14 protein-coding genes are annotated in these 23,132 nt (G+C 64.0%); 10 read left to right on the forward strand and 4 right to left on the reverse strand.

The window, feature by feature from the left end; translation table 11 throughout:
• Positions 1 to 503: 503 nt before the first annotated feature.
• Positions 504 to 641 (reverse strand): hypothetical protein, encoded by a 138-nt coding sequence (locus LCF40_RS12330; protein ID WP_224828661.1) that lies wholly within the window; start codon positions 639 to 641, stop codon positions 504 to 506.
• Positions 642 to 697: 56 nt separating this feature from the next.
• Here LCF40_RS12330 and LCF40_RS12335 point away from each other — a divergent pair, with 56 nt between their 5' ends.
• The 6 genes from LCF40_RS12335 (at position 698) to LCF40_RS23525 (ending at position 13,229) form a co-directional block, all read left to right on the forward strand.
• Positions 698 to 1,978 carry an RNA-guided endonuclease InsQ/TnpB family protein gene (locus tag LCF40_RS12335; protein ID WP_224828662.1) on the forward strand — a complete coding sequence of 427 codons (1,281 nt, stop codon included), beginning with the start codon at positions 698 to 700 and terminating at the stop codon, positions 1,976 to 1,978.
• A gap of 120 nt (positions 1,979 to 2,098) precedes the next feature.
• On the forward strand, positions 2,099 to 6,226 hold the full coding sequence (locus LCF40_RS12340) for a DNA polymerase domain-containing protein (RefSeq protein ID WP_224828663.1): 4,128 nt from the start codon (positions 2,099 to 2,101) through the stop codon (positions 6,224 to 6,226).
• A 141-nt stretch (positions 6,227 to 6,367) separates the two neighbouring features.
• Positions 6,368 to 7,276: an ABC transporter ATP-binding protein gene (locus tag LCF40_RS12345; protein ID WP_224828664.1), complete on the forward strand. Its 909-nt coding sequence runs from the start codon at positions 6,368 to 6,370 to the stop codon at positions 7,274 to 7,276.
• 61 nt (positions 7,277 to 7,337) lie between these two features.
• Positions 7,338 to 8,768 carry a Fe-S cluster assembly protein SufB gene (gene sufB, locus LCF40_RS12350; protein WP_224828665.1) on the forward strand — a complete coding sequence of 477 codons (1,431 nt, stop codon included), beginning with the start codon at positions 7,338 to 7,340 and terminating at the stop codon, positions 8,766 to 8,768.
• A gap of 3 nt (positions 8,769 to 8,771) precedes the next feature.
• The gene (gene sufD, locus LCF40_RS12355; RefSeq protein WP_224828666.1) at positions 8,772 to 10,001 is read left to right on the forward strand and encodes a Fe-S cluster assembly protein SufD; all 1,230 of its coding nucleotides are present in this window, start codon (positions 8,772 to 8,774) and stop codon (positions 9,999 to 10,001) included.
• Positions 10,002 to 10,445: 444 nt separating this feature from the next.
• Complete coding sequence (locus LCF40_RS23525) at positions 10,446 to 13,229, forward strand: oligosaccharide flippase family protein (protein ID WP_345777853.1); 2,784 nt, start codon at positions 10,446 to 10,448, stop codon at positions 13,227 to 13,229.
• A 37-nt stretch (positions 13,230 to 13,266) separates the two neighbouring features.
• Here the strand turns inward: LCF40_RS23525 and LCF40_RS12365 are convergent, their stop codons facing one another.
• Complete coding sequence (locus LCF40_RS12365) at positions 13,267 to 14,820, reverse strand: polysaccharide deacetylase family protein (RefSeq protein ID WP_224828667.1); 1,554 nt, start codon at positions 14,818 to 14,820, stop codon at positions 13,267 to 13,269.
• Between the two features lie 310 nt (positions 14,821 to 15,130).
• Between LCF40_RS12365 and LCF40_RS12370 the strand changes: the two genes are divergently transcribed.
• Complete coding sequence (locus LCF40_RS12370; RefSeq protein WP_224828668.1) at positions 15,131 to 16,603, forward strand: right-handed parallel beta-helix repeat-containing protein; 1,473 nt, start codon at positions 15,131 to 15,133, stop codon at positions 16,601 to 16,603.
• Positions 16,604 to 16,701: 98 nt separating this feature from the next.
• Complete coding sequence (locus LCF40_RS12375) at positions 16,702 to 17,676, forward strand: glycosyltransferase family 2 protein (RefSeq protein WP_224828669.1); 975 nt, start codon at positions 16,702 to 16,704, stop codon at positions 17,674 to 17,676.
• A 519-nt stretch (positions 17,677 to 18,195) separates the two neighbouring features.
• Here LCF40_RS12375 and LCF40_RS12380 read toward each other — a convergent pair.
• Positions 18,196 to 20,049, reverse strand: a complete 1,854-nt coding sequence (locus LCF40_RS12380; RefSeq protein WP_224828670.1) for a polysaccharide deacetylase family protein — start codon at positions 20,047 to 20,049, stop codon at positions 18,196 to 18,198.
• A 330-nt stretch (positions 20,050 to 20,379) separates the two neighbouring features.
• Here LCF40_RS12380 and LCF40_RS12385 point away from each other — a divergent pair, with 330 nt between their 5' ends.
• Positions 20,380 to 22,098, forward strand: coding sequence for an asparagine synthetase B family protein (locus tag LCF40_RS12385; protein ID WP_224828671.1), 1,719 nt, complete (start codon positions 20,380 to 20,382; stop codon positions 22,096 to 22,098).
• Positions 22,099 to 22,174: 76 nt separating this feature from the next.
• Complete coding sequence (locus LCF40_RS12390) at positions 22,175 to 22,507, forward strand: hypothetical protein (RefSeq protein WP_224828672.1); 333 nt, start codon at positions 22,175 to 22,177, stop codon at positions 22,505 to 22,507.
• Here LCF40_RS12390 and LCF40_RS12395 read toward each other — a convergent pair.
• Positions 22,504 to 23,067, reverse strand: coding sequence for a DUF7344 domain-containing protein (locus LCF40_RS12395; protein ID WP_224828673.1), 564 nt, complete (start codon positions 23,065 to 23,067; stop codon positions 22,504 to 22,506). The genes LCF40_RS12390 and LCF40_RS12395 overlap by 4 nt on opposite strands.
• Positions 23,068 to 23,132 lie beyond the last annotated feature (65 nt).

A 23,132-nucleotide genomic window follows, 5' to 3' on the forward strand; every position in this document is an offset into this window, starting at 1 on the left:
TGTTGCTGATCTTGATCGTATCGGATAAAATTGAACGTCACGGATGAATCCTTACGCTATACAGGAGTTTCTGCTAGATAAGGTCTACGTCATGTGAGTTCTCTGTCGATGTTTCTTGGACAGGCTCTATAGCGTTGTACAATCTCTGGGTGTTGACGAATCTGCTTGTGACTCCACATTAGGCGTTCGGGACGGATCCAGTCGTCCCGACCGCCCTGTTTCGGGCGTTTCTCGGTCAAATACCGTATGGATAGCGGCAGTCTCGACGACTGACTCGGGTTGGTCAGCCCGAGTCAGTACGTCTCCTCGGTACTGGCGAGACTGACAGAACAGCGGCTGAAGAGGCGTTTCTGCAGCTTTAGCACTCACTCTCCAGTACTGATTGCGTCTTCACGAAGTCAGAATCGGCACGACCTTCCAGTCTTCGCGGTCTTCCTGATCAAATCAGCAACTACTGTTCAGTCGTGGGTCCAAGCGATAGGCCCGGATCAACGGTCCATGGACTACTGCCCGTCCGGGGTCTCCAAGTCGTCAGCAGCGTGGATAACCATCCCACGCCACGTCAGCCCGTGTTCGTTTTTCACACGGGAAAGGCGTTCATACTGTTCGTCCGGCACTTCGATGTGGATGTTCGTCACCATGCTACCAAAGAGAAACCATAGACTAATGTTTGTTCCGGCCGTCCCAGGAGATGGCGATGAAGCGCGCCAACACGTTCGACGTAGCGCCCCGTTCGCCACAGGACGAGGAGCTTCTGTCTCGCGTGTTGGACGCTTCGGCCTGTCTGTGGAACGAACTCACGTACGAACGCCGTCAGCGACTTTTCGGCGAACTCGATGGAAGCGTCTGGGACGCACCCCGCGTCCACGACCGGTACAAAGGCGTTCTCGGATCGGCCGCCGCGAAGGAGATGAAGCGCAAAAACGACGAAGCGTGGCGGTCGTTCTTCGCGGCCAAAGAAGCGGGCGAACCCGCCGGGCCGCCGGGCTACTGGGGCAACGAGGAAGACGGACGTGACCTTCGCTGGTACGGTCGGTGCGACCAGTACACGCTGGAACTCGGCGACCGCTCCCGTCTCGAAATCCCGGTCGGGAAGGAACTCAAGGACGAGTTCGGACTCGACCACACCGAACGGCTGCGCCTCGAAGTGCGCGGCCGTCCCAAATGGGGCGGCAAGCCCGGCCGGCTGGAACTGTACTACGACGAGTTGGACGACCGATTCAGAGCCATTCAGCCTGTCACGGTAGACAGTTCTCGACAGGATTCACCACTGGCGGACGAAACCGCCGCTCTGGATATTGGTGCAAACAACATCGTCGCCTGTACGACTACGACCGGTCAGCAGTACCTGTACGAAGGGCGCGACCTCTTCGAGCGGTTCCGCGAGACAACTCGAACGATTGCGGAACACCAATCGACGGTGAAGCGAGAAGAGGGGCGGTACACGTCAAAGCGGATTCGACGCCTGTACCGCCGACGGACGCGGCGGCGCGACCACGCGATGGACGCGCTGGCCCGCGACCTGTTCGAGCGACTGTACGAGGAGGGCGTTTCGATGGTGTACGTCGGCGACCTCACAGACGTACTGGAAACGCACTGGTCGGTACGGGCGAACCAGAAAACGCACAACTTCTGGGCGTTCCGCGCGTTCATCGACCGGCTGGCGTGCACCGCCGAGGAGTTCGGCATCACCGTCGAAGTTCGCCCCGAAGCGTGGACTTCCCAAGAGTGCCCGAACTGCGGTTCGACCGACCGGACGACGCGGCACCAGGACACGCTCACGTGCCCGTGCGGCTTCGAGGGTCACGCGGACTTAACGGCGAGTGAAACGTTCCTCCGACGCCACGAAGCAGACGTACCACGGCCGATGGCACGGCCCGTATGCCTCAAGTGGGACGACCACCGATGGTCGGCGTCACCACGCGCTCACCGTCCCAACGAGGAGCATACAGACCAGAGTATCCTCCGGTCGGCGTAGGAGAACGTTGCCTCCGTGGGGGCTGGTGCTGCTGCCAGACCCCAACGCGAGGAATCCCACGACTTCAGTCGTGTGGGGGATGTCAAGGGGTTTTTATTCGGGCCCCGCCAACCCGGGGCCATGAGCGAGGAGGCACAGACCGGGCTCGGCGACTACGCCGGCGAGGTGGACGACGGGTCCGGGGACGAGGGCGGAGAGGTGACCGGCTCGGGCGACCGGCTCGTCGAGGAGGCGATCGCGGTCGCCGGAAACGGTGGCTCCTCCCGGGCGGAGGTCGTCGACGTGGTCGCCGAGGCGCTCCCCGAGCCCCAGGGGGCCCTCGAGCTGGCGGTGATGCAGGTCGACTACACCATCGCCGGCCGGGGCGACGACGAGCGGCCGGTGATGCACGTCTTCGGCCGGACGAGGGACGGCGAGATCGAACACGTCCGCGTCGTCGGCTTCCGCCCCTATTTCTACGCGCCGACCGCGAGCCTCGAGGGGCCGCCCGAGGAGCGCTACGACCGGCTCACGGGCAGCGAAACCGAAGACGCCGAGGGCGAGCCCTACGAGAGCATCCGGGGGGAGCGCCTGACGAAGATCTTCGGCCAGACCCCGCGAGACGTCGGCCAGGTCAGAGACGAGTTCGACCACTACGAGGCTGACATCCTCTTTCCCAACCGGTTTCTGATCGACAAGGACGTCCGCAGCGGGATCCGCGTCCCGGAGCGACGCGCCGACGACGACTCGCTCGTGGTTCCCCACGACGAGGTCGAGGCCTGCGAGGTCGAGGCCGCCCCGCGGGTCTGTACGTTCGACATCGAGGTGGACGACCGCTCTGGCTTTCCCGAGGACGGCGAGGAGCCGATCGTCTGTCTGACGAGTCACGACTCAGGTCGCGACGAGTACGTGATGTGGCTTTACGAGGCCCCCATCGGGGAGGGGCCGATCCCCGACGAAATCACGGCGTACGAGCCGATCGAGGGCAGGATCGACCACGAGATCCGTACATTCGCCGAGGAAGAGGCGATGCTCGAGGCCTTTATTGACTACGTGAGTGAGGATACCGATCCCGACGTCATCACTGGTTGGAACTGTCTTCCGGCGGATATCGACGTGCTCATGGCTGACGGAACCGAGAAAGAGATACGAAACGTCGAGATAGGTGACAACGTAGTCGGCTCCGACTCACAGCGGACGACCGTCACGGAAGTGACGAACAAGTGGCAGAGTGAGAAGTCGATCCGCGAACTCTCATTGGCGGACGGAACCTCCCTTCGATCATCCGACGATCACCGGATCATGGTGGGTGACGACGACAGCGTCGGTTGGAAAGCGGGAAGCGAAATCGAGTCCGGTGACTACGTCCTCAAACCACGACGACTCCCCCTCGAAGAGACGTACGTGCCGACGCTTGCGGACCTCGTCCCGAGAGAGCGCCAGCGATACGCCGAGAAACAAACGATCTCCGAATTCAAGGAGGAGCTCCCATACGGTGCCGTAAGCGAGTTGGCCGATGCCTTCGACGCCTCCGTGGAAACGTTGTACCACCCACATACGACCGTCTGGACGCCGAGTCGCTGTCGGAAGGCGGCTGACCAGTACGAGATTCCCGTTCCGGACGGTGGGGTCGAATATCATGGTACGGGTGTTGATCTTGACCGAGAACTCACGCCCGAAGAGCTCTATTATGCCGGACTGATCCTGACGGACGGGTCCATCTCTCCGGAAGACGGAATCCGGTTCTACAACACGAAAAAAGAGCTCCATTACCGGTTCCCCGGCGAGAACCATCTCGAACCCGACGGAACGGGATGCTACAAGCAGAACGTGTTAGACTACGCGACGATGTATGCGTTCAACGGTCTCGGCATCCCGTTCGGGGACAAAAACGACGACGACGTCGATCTCTCGACGGTTTACGAACTTCCGACGGAATACATCGGTCGCTTCCTCGCCGGGGCTCTCGACGGCGACGGTAGTGTTGCCCGAAGTGGAATCACGATCGCTGCCGAAAACCGATCGATCGGCGAGTGGTACGTGAAACTGTTCAAACGGCTCGGAATCTACGCCCAACAACGGGAGAACGTAGTCAGGGTTCCCGACGCCAAACGCGACGTCGATCGGCTGACGGATCACGTTCTCCCTCATATGGGACATCGCGAAAAGAAAGCAGCTCTCGAAGCATTCGAGGGCGGCAAAAGCGGACAGACGGAGAACATTCCGTACGCCTTGTTCGAAGCTGACGTCGGGACCGACGCCAAACAGATCGGAAACGACAAACATCGTCGAGGAATCAATCTCAAACGACATGAAACGAGTTTGGACGCGTGGGAGGAGTACGTGTTCGTTGAGGTCACTAACATTTCGGTAACTGGTACCGAGACGACCTACGATATCGAAACGACGACGCATAATTTCGTCGCGGAAGGATGTCTCGTCCACAATTGCGATGACTTTGACGCGCCGTACCTCCTCGACCGGCTAGAACGCCTCCAGGGTCCCCACCACGACTATGATCTCGACATCGATCGCCTCTCGCGGGTCGACGAAGTCTGGCGGAGCAACTGGGGCGGTCCCGACATCAAGGGCCGGGTCGTCTTCGACCTGCTCTATGGCTACCAGCGAATGGTTATCTCCGAACTCGACTCTTACCGCCTGGATGCGGTCGGCGAGGCGGAGCTGGGCGTCGGGAAAGAACGCTATGCGGGGGATATCGGCGACCTCTGGGAGGACGACCCGACCCAGCTCCTCGAATACAACCTCCGGGACGTCGAACTCTGCGTCGAACTCGACCGCCAACAGAATATCGTCCCGTTCTGGGACGAAGTGCGCGCGTTCGTCGGCTGCAAGTTAGAGGATGCCCCCACCCCCGGAGATGCGGTGGACATGTACGTTCTCCACGAGGCCTACGGCCGCTTCGCGTTGCCCTCGAAGGGCCAACAGGACGCCGGCGAGGAGTACGAAGGCGGGGCGGTATTCGACCCGATCACGGGCGTCAAGGAGAACGTCACCGTCCTCGACCTGAAATCGCTGTACCCGATGTGTATGGTGACCGTCAACGCCTCCCCGGAGACGCGGGTCGATCCCGAGAGCTACGACGGCGCGACCCACACCGCTCCCACCACACCCGAGCCCACCCACTTCCGGCAGGAACCCGACGGGATCATCCGGGAGATGGTCAACGAACTACTCGCCGAGCGCGAGGAAAAAAAGGAACTGCGAAACGCCCACAACCCGGGCTCTCCGAAGTTCGAGCAGTACGACCGCCAGCAAGGAGCTGTCAAGGTTATTATGAATTCGCTCTATGGCGTGTCGGGGTGGGAACAGTTCCGGTTATATGACAAGGACGCAGCATCCGCTATCACGGCCACTGGGCGCGAGGTAATCGAATTTACGGAAGAAGCCGCGAACGAACTTAATTATCAGGTGTCGTATGGTGACACGGATTCAGTCATGCTCGAACTCGGTCCCGAAGTCACGAAGGAGGAAGCCATCGAGCAGTCGTTCGACATTGAGGAACACATCAACGAGCGCTACGACCACTTCGCCCGGGACGTTCTCAATGCCGAGGACCACCGCTTCCAGATCGAGTTCGAGAAGCTCTACCGGCGCTTCTTCCAGGCGGGAAAGAAGAAACGCTACGCAGGTCACATTACCTGGAAGGAGGGAAAGGACGTCGATACGATCGACATCGTCGGTTTCGAGTACCAGCGCTCGGACATCGCCCCGATTACCAAGGAGGTCCAGCATCGCGTCATCGAGATGATCGTCAAGGAGGGCGACGTCGAGGGGGCAAAGGAGTACCTCCACGGCGTCATCGAGGAGGTTCGGACCGGCGAGATCTCCGTCGAGGAGATCGGCATCCCGGGCGGGATCGGGAAGCGACTCGACGACTACGACACGGACACCGCCCAGGTCCGCGGCGCAAAGTACGCGAACCGCCTGTTGGGAACCAACTTCCAGCGGGGAAGCAAGCCCAAACGGCTCTATCTGAAGCGGGTCGATCCCGCGTTCTTCCGACGGGTCGAGGACGAACGGGAGCTCGATGCCCGGACGGACCCGCTGTATCGAGCGTTCAAGCGCGATCCGGACGTCATCTGTTTCGAGTACGCAGACCAGCTCCCCGAGGAGTTCGAGGTCGACGACGACAAGATGTTGGAGAAGACCCTGAAGGGGCCGATTGCGCGCATTCTCGAGGCCCTGGGAATCTCCTGGGAGGAGGTCAAGTCGGGCCAGGAACAGACCGGGCTGGACAGTTTCGTCTGAATCCCGTCGGCCCCTGCCCGAAAGCCCGGCCCTGTTTCCGATACGAAAACTTTTCTTCTCGTTTCGACACTCTATCCGCCCGCATACGAAACCGTTATGGGGATGACGCCCCACCGTTCGAACGACCGAGGTAACCGTATTATGGCACGCTTAGAGCTCAACAACTTACACGCGAGAGTCGCCGAGGAGGGCGGAGAACGGATTCTCCAGGGGGTCGACCTCGAGGTCGAGTCCGGCGAGATCCACGCGCTGATGGGACCCAACGGTAGCGGGAAGTCCACGACCGCGAAGGTCATCGCCGGCCACCCCGCCTACGAGGTGACCGACGGCGAGGTCCTCCTCCATCTGGAAGAAGACGAGTTCGACGGGATCGACATCCCCGAGGACAAACGGACCTGGAACGTCCTCGACCTGGAGCCAAACGAGCGCGCGGCGCTCGGCATCTTCCTCGCCTTCCAGTACCCCGCCGAGATCGACGGCGTCACGATGACCAACTTCCTCCGAACGGCGCTGAACGCCAAGATCGACGAGCGTGAGGAGCTGTTCGAAGAGGAGGAGGCCGACGACGAGGACGACGAGGACGCGGGATTCGAGACCTCGCCGATGGAGGGCCCCGCCGACGACGGCGACGTCGGCGTCGCCGAGTTCCAGGAGATCCTCTCGGAGAAGATGGACCAACTCGACATGGACGCGAAGTTCGCCCAGCGCTACCTCAACGCGGGCTTCTCGGGCGGCGAGAAGAAACAGAACGAGGTACTCCAGGCGGCGATTCTGGAACCGTCGATCGCGGTGCTCGACGAGATCGACTCGGGACTCGACATCGACCGGCTCCAGGACGTCTCGAACGGGATCAACGCCCTGCGGGACATCCAGGGGACGGGCGTCCTCCAGATCACCCACTACCAGCGCATCCTCGACTACGTCGAGCCCGACCGCGTTCACATCATGCTCGACGGGGAGATCGCCATGAGCGGCGACGCAGAGCTCGCCGAGAAGCTAGAGGACGAGGGCTACGACTGGGTTCGCGAGGAAGTGTACGAGGCCGCCTGATCGTGACCACCCACGCAAACCCTCAAGGCGCTACAGCCGCTACCCACGGACACGACCAATCATGAGTTCCGACCAAGAAAACCTACAAGAGACCGACACCGAGGCGCGCTTCGAGTTCCACAAGGAGGAGCGATCGGCCGTCAGATCCGAGAAGGGGCTGACCGAGGAGGTCGTCCGGCTCATCTCCGAGGACAAAGACGAGCCCGACTGGATGCGCGAGCGTCGCCTCCGCGCGTTCAAGCAGTACGAGGCGATGCCGATGCCGACCGACTGGCCGGGCCAGCCCGACCTCTCCGAACTCGACATCGAGGAGATCGTTCCCTACATCCGCCCCGACGTGGACAAGCGCGAGGGCGTCGACGACTGGGACGAACTCCCCGAGGAGATCCAGGACACCTTCGAGCAACTGGGCATTCCCGAGGCCGAGCGAAAGGCCCTGTCGGGGGTCGGCGCCCAGTACGAAAGCGAGGTCGTCTACCAGAACATGCAGGAGCGCTGGGAGGAGAAGGGCGTCGTCTTCATGAACATGGACGAGGCCGTCAAGGAACACCCCGAGATCGTCAAGGAGTACTTCATGACGACGTGTGTTCCGCCCAGCGACAACAAGTTCGCCGCGCTCCACGGCGCGGTCTGGTCGGGCGGCAGTTTCGTCTACATCCCTGAGGACGTCACCGTCGAGATGCCCGTCCAGGCGTACTTCCGGATGAACTCGGAGGGGATGGGCCAGTTCGAGCACACCCTGATCGTCGCCGAAGCGGGTTCGGAAGTCCACTACATCGAGGGCTGTTCGGCCCCCAAATACGGCAGCCACAACCTCCACAGCGGCTGTGTCGAGGTCTTCGTCAAGGAGGACGCCCACGTCCAGTACTCCACAGTACAAAACTGGTCGAAGAACACGTTCAACCTGAACACGAAGCGAGCGATCGTCGAGGACGACGGGAAGATGGAGTGGGTCTCGGGCTCGATGGGCTCGAAGGCCACGATGCTCTACCCGTGTACGATCCTGAAGGGCCGCGGCGCGACCGACACCCACATCACGATCGCGTTCGCCGGCGAGGGCCAGGACATCGACACCGGCGCGAAGGTCTACCACAACGCCCCCGACACGAGTTCGACGATCGAGTCGAAGTCGATCAGCAAGGACGGCGGGCGGACCAACTACAGGGGACTGGTCCACATCGCCGACGGTGCCGAGGACTCCTCGACCGCAGTGGAGTGTGACGCCCTGATGTTCGACAACGAGTCGACCTCCGATACGATGCCGTACATGGAGATCGAGGAGTCGAAAGTCGACGTCGCCCACGAGGCGACAGTGGGGAAGATCGGGGACGAGGACGTCTTCTACCTCCAGAGCCGCGGACTGGACGACGACGACGCAAAGAAGATGATCGTCGCCGGCTTCATCGAGCCGATCACCGAAGAACTACCGATCGAGTACGCGGTCGAACTCAACCGACTGATCGAACTCGAGATGGAGGGGAGCCTCGGATAAGACATGAGCGCAGGAACGGAACTACACGCGAATCTGACCGACGCACAGGTCCGGGAGATCAGCGACGACTTGGGCGAGCCCGAGTGGCTCCTCGAGACGCGTCTGGAGGCCTTGGAGGCGCTCGAAGAACTCGAGATGCCCGACGTTATCCGGACGCCGGGGCGAGACTGGACGAACCTCCACGATCTGGACTTCGAGACGCTCGTCGATCCGCTGAACTGGGCGGAGAACAAGGATCAGGAGGGTCCCGACGACGTCGAGGTCCTTTCGTGGGCCGAGGCCGTCGACGAACGCGAGGCGCTCCTGAAGGAGGAATTCGGCTCGATCGTCGATCCCCAGGAGAACTACCTGACTGCGCTCTCGACGGCGCTCTTCTCGACCGGGACAGTGATCTACGTTCCCGAGGGCGTCGACGCCGAGGACGTGACGATCCGGACCGAGATGAACTCCCGGTCGCTCTTTAACTACACGCTCGTCGTCGCCGAGGAGTCGAGTTCGGTGACGATCCTCGAGCGCCAGTCGACCGGCACCGAGGGTCCGGCCCGCGGCGACGAGGACCGCTACTACAGCGGGATCGTCGAGGTCGACGCCGGCGAGAACAGCTCGGTCCAGTACGGCAGCCTCCAGAACCTCTCTGCGGACACCTACAACTTCACGACCAAACGCGGCCGAACCGACACCTACGCCTCGATCGACTGGATCGAGGGCAACCTGGGTTCGAAGCTCACGAAGACCGGAACGTCGACGATCCTTGAGGGCGATGGTTCGGAAACGAAGATCGTCGGCGCCTTCTTCGGCCACGACGACCAGCACTTCGATCTCGACGTGAAGGTCTGGCACCGGGCCGAGCACACGACCGCCGACCTCGTCACCCGCGGGGTCACGGACGACGTCGCCCGCTCGGTGTACGAGGGAGTCCAGGACGTCGGCAGCGACGCCTGGGACACGAGCTCCTACCAGCGGGAGAACACGCTCATGTTGAGCGACGAGAGCGAGGCCGACGCCTCGCCGAAGCTCATCATCAACAACCACGACACCGAGGCCAGCCACTCGGCGACCGTCGGCCAGATCGACGAGGAGGACCTGCTCTACATGACCTCCCGGGGGATCTCGCCGCGTGCTGCCCGAAACATGCTCGTCGAGGGCTTTTTCGTTCCCGTTCTCGAGGAGATCGCCGTCGAGGAGTTCCGCGAGGACGTCGAGGAACTCGTCGCGGCCCGCCTTCGCGAGTAGTCGGTTTTTCGTCGGTTCCGTTTTCGTCATCGCTCGTCGATACGGCCTGTGGCGTGTCGGCCGACGGCTACCGATCGGAGTAGGGAGCGTTAAGTGTCGCCGACCCGGAACTCAGAACGAACCGGTCACTCGGGACGGCGGGCGTTCGTCCGGAACGATACCACGGAGCGCGGGTGGGACGTTTCGGGCCACCCGGCGTCCTCGATGCCCCTCGAATCAGCGCATGGTATTCCATCGTCCGGCTCCGGTCGAACGCCGTCCCGCCCACGCCGACGCTCCGCTCGGCCGTAGAGCGGACGATCCGACGGGTCGGTTGCAGTCGGACGCCGGCGTGAGGACGTTCCGGAATCGCCCCTACTGTCTACGGCACCGTTCGCGTCACGTTATCGATCAGGAACGTCGTCCCACAGCCGCACGACTCGAGCCGGCGGCTCCGGTGGTCGCATGAACCGGTCGCTTCTCAGCGGCGTCTTCTCGGTCCTCAGTAGCAAGGTCGTCATCATGGTCATCGGGCTGGTGACGACGCCGGTTCTCTACCGGCTCCTCGAGCCCTCGGGCTTTGGCGACTACGCGTCTCTGCAGTCCGTGTTCGCCATCTTCATGATCTTCGTCAGCTCGGGGATCACCGACGGCGTCCGGAAGTTCGTCGCCGAGGAGCGGGATCTGCCCGACTGGGAGGCCCACGTCGTGGGCTACTACTTTCGGCTCGCGGTCGTGTTCGCGGTCGTCGGCGCCGTCGCGCTCTTTATCGCCGCCCGCGAGGGGCTGGTCGCGGCCATCTGGGGGACGGAGTTCACGCCGTACTTCTACGTCCTCGCGGGCCTCGTCGTCACCGCCCAGTTCCGGGCCTACGCCCGAAAAACGCTCATGGGATTCGGCCTCGAACGCTACTCCGAACCCCTGAACGCCCTCGACACCGCCGCGTTCGCGGCCTTCGCGATCCCGCTGGTCTACCTCGGATATGGCGTTCTCGGCGCGCTCGTCGGGCTGATGCTCGCGAGCTTTCTCGTGGCCATCATCGGGTTCTTCCTGGTCCAGAGACAGGTCCCGCTGTCGTATCTGGTCCGACGGCCGCCCGCTCACTTTCCCCGTCGGACGATGTTCACGTTCAACTCGCTGAGCATCGTCCTCGTCCTGTTTCTGTCCTCGCTGTACCACATCGACGTCGTCATGCTCCAGACGTTCCGCGAGAGCTCCGAGGTCGGCAACTACAAGGCGGCGCTGACGCTCGCGGAGTTCCTCTGGTTCGTTCCCCTCGCGCTCCAGACGGTCTACGTCCACTCGATGTCGGAGCTGTGGTCCCAGGACAGGATCGATCGGATCACGACCATCGCCTCGCAGACCACCCGATACACCTTCCTGCTCACTGCCGTGATGGCGGTCGGGCTCGCTGCCCTCGCGGACGCCGTCGTTCCGCTCTACTTCGGCCCCGAAGCGACACCCGCGGTCGAACCGCTACTGCTCTTGTTGCCGGGCGCGCTGGGCTTTGCGCTCGCGCGGCCGATCCTCGCGATCTCCCAGGGGAAAGGCAAGCTCCGGTACCCGATCGTCGCGACGGGCACTGCCGCCTGCATCAACCTCGTCCTGAACTTGCTTCTGATCCCCCGCTACGGGATGGCCGGCGCGGCGATCGCGACCTCCACCGGCTACGGCTCGATGTTCCTCTTTCACTGCCTGAGCGCGCGCCAGGTCGGCTTCTACCCGCTCTCGGACGCCAGGATCGGTCGAGTCGCGCTGACGACGGTCCTCGCGGCCGTTCCGATCTTCCTCCTGGCCGACGCGCTCTCGATAACGATCCCGATCCCCGTCCTCGGAGCGGCTCCCGTCTCGCTGTTCGTCGTCCCCCCCGTCGGCTTCCTGATCTTCGCCGGCTTCACCCTCCTGACGGGGGCGATAGGGGTCGACGAGACCGCCTCGCTGTTCGCGGAGTTCCCCGATCCGATCGGTTCGACGGCGACGACGGCGATCGATCGTCTTCAGTCGTTCGATCTCCGGGAGCTATCGGGGAACTCCCTCCAGCTCCTGTTGATCGGCGGCGGGATACTGTTGCTCGTCGTCGGCCTCGCGTTCGCCCTGGTCGGTCCCGGAGTGGGGGACTCGCCGACGGCCGGTTCCGGCGACGACCCCGGGCCGGAAACGGATGCCCCGGTCGACACGACAGGAGAGAACTCGACGGGATCGACCGGGAGTACGGACGGAAACGGGACGACGTCCGAGTCGGCGTCGCCCGAGGACGGAACCGACACGGCGTCGACGGGGGAGACGCCGCCCGACTCTCCGAACACGACCGATGACGGGGAGATCCTTCCGGGGGAGGCGGATCAGGAGGAGGTTCCCCTCGAGTCGGAGTCCGAGGCCACGGACGCCGGCGACCCCGAATCTGAATCCGAGACCGAGACGTCGGGCGACATCGGTGGAGAGGAGTCGACCGACAGCCCGACCGAGACGGAGACCGACACGCCGGCCGAAACGTCGGCGACCGATACTCCGACCGAAACCGAGACGCCGACCGCGACGGAAACCGAGACCGAGGAGCCCACGGAATCGGAATCATCGACGCCGACCGAGACTGAAACCGACATCGACACCGACACGGCAACGGAAACGGAGACCGAGACGGAGACGGAAACCGAGACCGACACCGAGACGCCGACGGCGACGGAGACGCCAAACGAGACTGAGTCTCCGACCGAGGCGACGGAGACCGAGCCACCGACGGAGACGGAAACAGCGACGGAGACGGAAACCGAGTCACAGACGGAGACGGAAACCGAGACCGAAACGGCAACCGACACTCCGACGCCCAACGGGACAGACACGGGGACCGACTCTCCGACCGACACCGAGACGGCGACGGCAACGGAGATGCCGACGGCGACGGAGACGCCGAACGAGACCGAGTCTCCGACCGAGACGACGGAGACGGAAACCGGCACCGACACCGAGACGGCGACCGACGGCGAGACCGCAACCGACACCGAGGCAGAGACCCCGAACGGGACCGAAACCCAATCGCCGACGGAGACCGGGACGTCCTCGGCGACCGATACGTCGACCGACAACGGGACGGCGACCTCGTCCGACACCGGGACACAAAGCGCGGAGCCGACCGACACCGAGACGACGGAAACCGACGAACCGATGACGACGGCGTCGACGGAGACCGACCGTCCGGTGGGCAACGAGACAACGACCGAGAACGGAACCGAACCGGCCGACGGAAACTGAGGGATCGGACGTCGACTTCACCCGCCGACTGGGAACGCTAGGATTCGTTGCCGCCGGTTTCGTTGTCGCTTTCGTTGGTCCCGTCTCCGGTTTCGTTCGTGCTTTCATTGCCGCCGTTTCCGCTTCCACCGGTGAGTTGGCCCTGGCCCGAATCGAGGAGATCCGACGCAGTGACGACCTGGAGGTCCTGGTCGTCGATGTACTCGAGGACGTCCTCTATGTACCCCCTGTCGACTCCCTCGTCCGCGTCGTCGACGTAGACGAAATGAAGGATCGCGAGCTGGTTGTACGCCGCGGCCTGATCAAGGTTGGTCGCTGCCGCGTTCTCCTCGTCGCCCGAGAGGAATCCGAGGTTGTGGTGGTCAGTTATCGGCAGGCTGTTGGGCTCGCCGCCGAACCGAAACGCCTGCTCGTGGTACTCCCGGATCAGGTCGTGGGATTCGGGGCTCAGAAGGTTCCGGGGGGTCAGGAAGTGTCTGGCACCGTCCTCGAATCCGCGGTTCTCGAGGAACCCCTTGGACCGTCGGATCAACCCCTCCTGTTGTTCGGGGGTGTACTCCCCGAGGAACTGGGAGCCGGTTCGGGGCCGGGAGATCACGTCCCAGCCCGCCTCCGACATCTCCTCTAGATTCTCGATCGTGAGCCGGCCCTCGTTCCCGAGTGCCTCGGGCGTGACTGCCTCGACGCCCTGGACGTCGAACTCCTCGAGAACCTCGAAGGCGGTGGTGAAGTGCGACTCGAGCCCGCCGTCGAAGAGCAACATGACCGCCCCTTGGTCGGGCGAGTCCGCGCGACGGAGGTCGTCGACTGCGAACTCGATCTCTCCGCCCTCGTCGCCGCGGCGGCGGCCGACGATGCGGATCTCCCTGACGTCTGCGAGATCGGGGTCGCCCTCTATCACGTCGACGCCGAGGTCGACCCGCTGCCAGCGATCGGCGGCCCCGGTCAGCACCCGCCGGAGGTCGATCCGGTTTCGCGTGTCCGACGCCAGCAACTGGACGGTGAGGTCGAACTGCTCGCGACCGGTGTACCTGATCGCCAGCGAGAGACCCTGTCCGCTCAGATCGAGCCCGTCGGTGAACGTCCGAAAGACGGTCGCCTCCTCCTCGCTTTCGGGTGCCGTGATCCGGGCGGAGCTCGAGCCGGCGTACACCTCTTCGGTCTCCGCTTCGATCGCGTCATCACCCACTATCGGGCTCCAGGCGTCCACGTCCTCGAAGTCGTCGACGCTTTCCCCGGGGAGGTCGGCGAGCTCGTCGTCCGCTCCACCCTCGCCCTCGTCTTCATCGTTCCCCGTCTGGTTGCTTTCGTTTCCTTCGTCGTCGCTTGTCTGATCGTCGTCTCCGCTTTGGTTGTTCTCCCCTCGCTCGTCGTCTCCGGCCTCATTCTCCTCGGTCTCGGTTCCTTCTTGGTCCCCAGTCCCGCTCGTCTCGTTTCGTTGGTCTTCGTCGGTTCCGTTTTCGGTAGCCTCCTCGCCTTCGTCCTCGGTGTCGTTGCCGTTTCCGCCTAAAATGTCATCCGAGAGACAGCCGGCAAGCGACAGCGCCCCAGTGGTGCCGGCTGCGGCCAGGAACGATCGTCGGTCTGTCATCGTATCAACCGTTCTTGCAGGCACAACCCCTTTCTTATGGTCCCGTTAGATACGGGATATCGAAGCTACGACCAATGTCGATAACCCCTCGGACCTCCGGCTATTCCCGGAATCATGGACGATTGATTAATAACACCTGTAGAGAAGAATTAAATGGTGGGTGGTCGCGCGGGTCTGCAAAACAGTTCACGAACGTTGTTCGGACAGTAAGCCCCAGTTCGCGCAAGTACATTCAAGTTTGAACGACTATCATCGACTTCGTGTAATTAGTTTCCGTGTACTATAGGGGCCTGCTTCCGGAGGGGAATGCGTGACGCGAGAGAGCGATACGCGGTCGACGGAGGGACGGAGAGGACTCTTGAACAATGCGGCGGCGACGATCTCGCCGTCCGAGATTCCGGGTTCGCCGGCGACGTCCGTGCTCGAGGACCGGTACGGGACGGTCATCGACGTCGCGGACGCCGGGGCGGACACGAGCGGGAACGCGTCGATTACGCCGGTGTTGAGCCAGCATGCCGGGGACGATACGCTCCTCCGGTTCCCGGAGGGCCGGTACTACATGGACAGCCAGCTTCGGCTGACGAACTTCCAAAACTTCGGGCTCGTCGGGGACGGCGACGCGACGCTCGTCCCGGCGAATTACGGCGACTTCTCGGGTCCTCAATACCGGCTCTTCCGGCTGGGAACGCCGTGGGATCCGGGCCGTGACCTCCGTGTCGAGGGATTCCACGTTGATCAGACCGAATCCGACACCGGAATCCGAGTCCTCGACGTGGGCGTTTCGACCGGGCTGACCGTTCGCGACGTCATCGTCGAAGGCCTCCACGACAGCGGGACGTGGGGTCCTGGCCTGTTCAACATCACCGATCCGGACGGCGTTGGCGTCGTTCGACGGTTCCAGGCTCCGGATGGCGGTATCCACGCCAACCAGACCCCCCACGCGGGTCAGGTAAGCCGCGGGCCGACGGGAATCCACACGAACGGATACCACGAGGGCGCGCTCAGGCTCGAGAACTGTGTGCTCGGCAGCTATCCCGGAAACGGACTGTACGTCAACTGCCCCGGGGACGTGTTCGTCGAGGACGGAGAGTACGCCAACAGCGCCGGGACGACGGTCCGTATGGGCGTCGGCGAGGGTCGCGTACGGAATGCGGACATAGAGGTCACCGGCACGGCCAGCTACGAGCGCCGGCAGATCCCCCTCAGGCTCGACTACGGGAGCCTCACCGTGGAGAACGTGGACGTTCGGATGACCCGGGCGAACGGGAACGGAATCCGGGTTATGGGCGAGGTCGACGAGGCGACGTTCCGAAACGTCACGGTCTCGAACGACGGCCCCAACCCCAACACCGCGATCCGGGTCAACTCGGGTGCGGGAAGTACGTCGTTCTATGGCGTCAGCGTCGATATGGGAGTAAACGGGAACGCACTCAAGATCCCACAGGGAGGTGCTCCGGTCGACGTCGATGGCTTCGCCGTCACTGGCGACGTGGCCGGTTCCCCGATCCAGGAGACGATACTCTGCCAACGCGACGGTTGTCGGTTCGCAAACCTCGATATCGACCAGCCCGGCAGCGGCCGGCGCGGACTCCTGCTCACCGGCGACGACATCGTCGTCACCGACAGCGAGATCGAAACCGACTACGACGCGATCTCGACTGAAGGAAACGGGATCGAGATCCGGAACACGTACGCGAGCGCCACCAGTGGTTCCTCGATCCAGGTCCGAAGCGGCAGCGTCGACCTCTCCGGGAACACCACGCCGAGCGGTATCGACCGATAGCGCACTCGGCCTCGGAGCCGAACTCGTAGACGGGTACCACGACGGCGCTCGGCTTAGCCGAGCCATAATAATGCGCCCGACGCAACAAGCACCTTCGGATGCCACTCGTTAGCGTCGTCGTTCCGACGTACAACAGGGCCGAAACGCTGCCACGCGCCATCGACAGCGCGCTCGCCCAGACCGTAGACGACCTCGAGGTCGTCGTCGTCGACGACGGCTCGACCGACGGGACCGGCGAGGTCCTCGAGGGGTACGGAACGGACCGGGTTCGGACGATCTCCCACGAGACGAACCACGGGGCGAACGTCGCCCGGAACACGGGGATCGAGCACGCGGAGGGCGAGTACGTCGCCTTTCTGGACTCGGACGACGAGTGGCGGCCGACGAAGCTCAAGCGCCAACTGGAGCTCGTCGAGGGCCGTTCGGAGGAGTGGGTCGCCGCCTACTGTGATTTCACCGTCGAGACGCCGGGCTCGACCGGACCGTTGCTTTCGCTGGCCGCAACCCTCCTCGCGGTCGCGGACGACGACCGCCGGATGGAGGGCGGCGAGGAGCTGCTCGGGGACATCTTGGCGGACAACGTCCACCCTGGGGCGGGGTCGACGCTGCTCGTCCGGACCGACGTGGTCCGCGAGATCGGCGGCTTCGACGAGGAGTTAGAGCGGTTCCAGGACCCCGAGATCGTCGTCCGGATCCTCGGCGAGGGAAAGATCGCGTACGTCGACGAACCTCTCGTCGTCCGTTACGACACGGGCAACCCCTCGGCCGAACTCGTCGAGCGGGCGAGCCGCCAGTACCTCGCGGCCTACGAGGAGGACGTCGATCGTCTCGAGGCGGAGGGCTACGAGATCCGCGGGAGCCACGAGCTCGTGATCGCCAAACACTACTTCGCGGACGGCAAGCCCCTCCGCGGGCTCGCCCACCTCCGGGCGGCGTCGGTGTCGCCCCGCCACTACCCCGGCGTCGCCTGGACCGCCGGCACCGGGCTTCGCCGGCGCCCGCTCGCTCTGGTCGCGGTCGTGCTGTCGGTCGTCGCGATCGCCGCTCTCGGACGGTCGATCCGGCTGTCCTGACTGGCGGAGAGAAGGAAAGTCGGGTTACGAGCCGTTCAGCTTTGGCGGATAGCGCGGAGCGCCCTTCCTCACCGAGCGGCGAAGCCGCGAGTAGGGAGGGGAGGAGTGCGTTGGGAAGTTGGGCGAAACCGCAAGGGTTAGGCACTCTCCGCCCCATATATCGGGTACTGCTCTCTCGGCACAAGTCCGGGTGGGTAGGAGCCACCAGTAAACTGGCTCCCGTGGTTCGAGGACGGCGTTCTCGCACCCTATACTCGGGACCGACGACCGCGAGCGGGTTCGACTCCCGCCCCTCCGTTGAGGGGAGAGCGTGAGAACACCGGGAATTGAATCGGCAGGACAATCCACGCGGACGGTCGAAGGTGGGCCTGAAAGCCCCCGCTCGAAGCGTGGACGGGAAGAGGAAGCCGGGCCGCGTCCATGCATGGGATCGCGGGGCACACTGTCGTTTCGGTAACGCCCCGCCCTCAAGGAGTGACCGACCGCCGCAAGGCGGGAGAGCGAGTAGGGCGGGGTAGTCTACTGGTTCTCGGTCCGCATCTCCCAGAGTTCGTCGAGAGTGATTACTTCGACGTTGTCGGTGCCGTCGATGTATTCGAGGAGCTGGTCGTACTCGTCGCGGTCGATGGTGTTGTCGAGCTCGAAGTCGTGGAAGTTGAGGACCGTACACTGGTTGTACTGGGCGGCAGTGTCGACACAGTCCTGGCAGAGTTCGAGGTCGTGGCCGATCGTCCGGGGGAGGACGAGGGGGTCGAAGCCGTAGACGGCGGTGAGGTTGACGTTCCCGGCCTGGTTGTAGCCGCCCGCATAGTAGTAGTCCGAGACGATGTCGAGGACCGTACTGTTGAAGCTGTTGTGGGGGAAGGTGAGGAAGTTCGCGCCCTCGAAGCCGCTGTTGACCTTGAACTGCTTGTCGGTCTCGACGGAGTCTCTGAGTTGGTCGGGCTCCATCTCGGCGAAGCGGGCGTGGGTGCCGTGGCCGACGATCTGGTCGCCCGCCTCCTGGCGCTCTAAGAGCTCCCCGCGGGTCATCACGTCCTCGCGGCCGCCGATGATCCACTGGCGGACGACCGACTGGACGGCGTTGACGCCGTACTCGTCGTGTAGCGGCGAAGCCTCCTCGTAGAAGGTCCGCAGGCCGTCGTCCCAGCCGAGGACGACGTATCCCGAGTCGGGTTTCTGGTGGGTCCGGATGTCGTCGACCCAGACCTCGGCGCCCTCGCCCGTGTGGTGAACCCGCACCTCGAGGCGGTCGAGGAAGTCCATCTCCGGGGGATACTCGTCCTCCTCGAAGACGCCCGGGGCCGTCCGGAACCAGCCGGCGTCCCCGCCGCGGTAGGCGATCGAGGGAAGCTGGTAGATCCGGCTGCTGCCGTAGACGTCGACGAATCGGAGCTCGACGGCGATGTTTTCGGGCGTCGGCGTCCGGACGGCCATCGAGAAGTCGAGGTCGGTCAGGTCGGGGTTGTCGCTTTCGAGGTCGCGCTCGATGACCATGTTCGCGCCCTCCTCTTCCGTGTACAGCCGGACGCTCTGGGAGCCGGTAAAGGAGACGTCGGTGTCCTCCTCGGCGTTGCCCTCCGTGATCGACCACGAAGAGAGGTCTTCGAAGTCGTCGAAGGAGTCGCCGGGCTGGGCGTACTCCTCGCGGCTGTTGTACTCGGTCTCGACGGCGAGGTCGCTCCCGCCCTCTTCGAGGGTAATCGTGGTCTCGGCGTTGCCGCCGTCGATCTCGACGGTCTCCTCGCTCTCGGCGTAGCCCTCGGCGCTGGCGAGGACGGTGTACTCGCCGTCGGCCAGTCCGGTGAACTCGACCGTACCGTTGCCGCCGGTTTCGTTTTCGTACTCGCTGGAAGTGTCCGTTCCGTTCCCGGTCTCGTTGGCGTTCGTCTCGTTGCCCGAACTCGTTTCGTTGCTTGCGTTCGTCTCGTTGGCGCCCGTTTCGTTTCCGGTCTCGTTGGCGCCCGTTTCATTTCCGGTCTCGTTGGCACTCGTCTCGTTTCCGGCGTCGCCCGCCTCCTCGGGAGCGTCTCCGGTCGCGAGCTGGTCGCCCTCGAGCCAGACCGTCGCTCCCTCGATCGGATCGCCGTCACCGGTCTCGACGGTCACGGAAAGCGAGTAGCCGTCCTCGGCGTCGGATTCGTTGCCTTCGCCGGCGTCGGACTCGTTGTCCTCGTCCGTGGCGTTGTCTCCGTCCGTGACGTTGCCTTCGTCGGTTTCGTTTCCGGCGTCGGTCTCGTCGGTTTCGTCGTTGGTCTCGTTCGTGTCGTTGCCTTCGTCGTCGGTCTCGTTGCTGCCGTCGCCGTCGTCGCCGCCAAAGGCGGCACAGCCGGCGAGTCCGGAGACGGCTGCGACCCCGGAGAGCGCGAGCATTCGACGTCGTGTCGTCGGTTCGGGAACCATTTCGGTCTGAGGATTTGGGTCTCAGCTCTTTATTATAGTTACGGTAGCCGTTGCTCCCGTGGTTGCTTATAACGGGCCTAAAACGGCTCGTGGCGGGCGCCGGTAACGACACCCGCTCGTGGCCGTCGACTCTCCCTCCGCCACATCGGGGGGTCGACTCGAGGGGGTCACCCCTCGCCGTCGCCGATTATTGACCCGATAGTAATGGGTCGTCCGACCGACCGGTCGGCCGATGGAGGAGACGGTTCTCGACGCTTTCGGCCGGCTCGGCGCTCTCGCGACCGACGGGGAAGCGATAGCATGAACAGGGAGCTGTTCGGTGTGTTCGACGACGAGGAGGCGTTTACCGACCACCGTTGCCCCTCGGAGTTCGACGAGGTCGTCCGCGGGAAGGTCGCAACCGTCGGCATCCGCGACCCGGGCCTGGGAACGTTCGGCTGGAGCGCGAGCCACGAGGACGAGGACGGCAGCTGTCTGATCTGGGGCGAGAACTACCCCGAGGAGGGCGAAAACGGCGCCCGGTGGTTCCTCGAGCAGTACGCGGCCGAGGGCCGGGCGGCGTTCGACGCGCTCAACGGCTCCTATCTCGTCTTCGTCGAGCACGACGGCGAGGCGCTGGTCGCGACCGACCCGGTCCGCTCGTGTGAATGTTTCTATACCGACAACGGCGACGTCCGGCTGTTCGGCACCGACGCGGCGACCGTCGCCCGGACGATCGACGACCCCACGCTCCGGCTTCCCGCGGTTCTGGAGTATCTCCACGCGGGGGTAACTCTCGGGGAGAAGACGAGCATCGAACAGCTCCGACGGGTTCGCGCCGACACCGTCCTCCGGCCGGACGGGCTCGACCCCCTCGAGCGGTTCGTCTACGAGCCCCGGGAGTTCGACTACGTCGCCGAACTCGCCGACCGCCTCGAGCGGGCGATCCGGCGGCGGGCACAGCTACCGGGACGGAAGGGACTGTTGCTCTCGGCGGGGTACGACTCGCGGACGCTGCTCTCGGGGGTCCCGGGGATCGAACACTGTTACACCGTCGGCGATCCGGCCTCCCAGGAGGTCCGCGGTGCCAAGCGTCTCGCCCACCAGTACGGCGCCCGGCATACGGCGTTCCCGCCGGACCACCGGTACCTGCTCGCCGATGACCGGAAGGTGCGCTACTCCCAGGGGATAAAGGAGTCATTGCACATCCACCACGCGGGGTACACCGACGAGATCAACGTCGACACGATCTACCACGGGTTGCTCTCCGATACCTTCTTCCGTGGGCACTTCACCGGCGAGGACGAGCTCGAGATGTTCGGAAAACGGATCCCCCTTTACCGGACGGACCCGGATCCAAAGCCGGTCGCAGTCCTCCTCTCGAAGTTCGGCTACGACCGCGAGGCGAGCCGACAGCTCTCGGCACACGTCGACTGTGGGGTCGACGACCCCGACGAGTTCGTCCGGGACGCCGTCAGAACCGAACTCGAGGCGTCGGCCTCCCGGGTCGACTCCCCGCAGAACCAGCTCAACTGCTGTGGCATCTTGAACCAGCCCTCGTTACCCTTTCACGTCCAGCTCGCCGACAACTACTTCTCGTCGTTTCTGGCCGTCGACAGAGAACTGCTCGACTGGCATCTCTCGACGCCGCCCGAGTACCGGACGACCGAGACGTTCCTGGCGGCCTGCGAGCGGATCGACCCGGGGATGTTGCGCCACGAGCCTCCCGACCGCCCGCGCTCTCATCGCGCGCTCAACGATATCGAAGGCTTTCTCCGCCGGAAGACGCCCTTCCTCCGGTCGTTCGAGCCCCCCTGGCCCGACCGGGAGACGCTGTTCGAGGTCTACAATCTCGACCGACGGCTCCTCCCCGACCACGAGCACCTCTACGACCTGCCCGGGAGACACAAGCTCCGGATCCACGACGTCCTCGGCTGGCTCGGTCAGAGTTCGGAGCCGACCGAGCGGGCCCTGGAGGGGCTGCTCGAGCCCGGCGCCGGTGGCGTCCGCCGACCGTCGGACGATCGATCCGCGATTTAGTCGGCCGATAACTACGGTACGGACGTCGTAGGTTCCCCTGATGGGGAACCCGGTATCGAACCGACTTCGGGGAGCGATGCAGGCCGTTACCGACGGAACCGAGGGCAGACGGCGGGGCGACGGGGCCGCTAGCTCCGCGAGCACGGGCGTCGCCTTCGAGTCGGCGGCCTCCAGAAACAGGATCGGGGCCGACGGCTACGATGCGGTCCTGGCCGTCGGGGACGAGGGAAGCGCACCGGTGACGATCGACGAGGTCGTCGACCGCGTCGTCGAAGCAGAGGCGGACCTGGCCGGCTGGAGTGCGGTCCACGAGCGACTCTACTTCGTCGATCTGCCGGCGTTGGACGCCGAGGGGGCCATCGAGTTCGATTCCGACTCAGGGCTCGTCGAGCTTCCCAAGGAGGCTTAGGCGGCGCGACCCTCGGCGAATCTGCCGATCGTCAGCGACGTATAGAGGAGTACAACGAGCCCGGCGATCACGGTCCCGGAGATCGCGGAGACGACTGGAAGCTCGAGGACGGCGCCGAACAACAGGAGTCCGGCAAGGGCGGTTGCGCCGATGTAGTAGTCGTCCCACCGATCGTCGCCTTCGTCGTCACCGACGTCGAGGTAGGGCTCGAGCTGGGCGGCCGAGGACCGGCGCTCGACGATCCCGCGGCTCTGCTGGTAGTCGATGATTCCTTCGGTGTCGAGTTTCGGGAGATGAGACTGGTAGAGGGGGATGTAGACGCGCTGGCGCTGGTCGGAGGTGAGCGCCTCGACGGTCGTGTCGTGTTCCCAGGCAGCGACCTGTTCGGCGACGTCGCGCATCCGGACGGGTTCGTCGGTGTCCTGGAGGTATCGGAGGACGTTCCGTCGGCGCTCGTTCTGGAGGACGTGGAATATCTGGTCCTCGGTCAGCTCCGTCGACGCCGCGTCGGCCTCGTCGTCGCCGTCGGTCGCCTTCGTCTTCTGGGCCTGGACACTCATTGTTACCCCCACTCTGTTGCTCGACCCAGTAATAAATTCCTAATTCGCCACACCCTGACCGATTA

This window comes from Saliphagus infecundisoli, from assembly GCF_020177375.1.
Taxonomy (GTDB): domain Archaea; phylum Halobacteriota; class Halobacteria; order Halobacteriales; family Natrialbaceae; genus Saliphagus; species Saliphagus infecundisoli.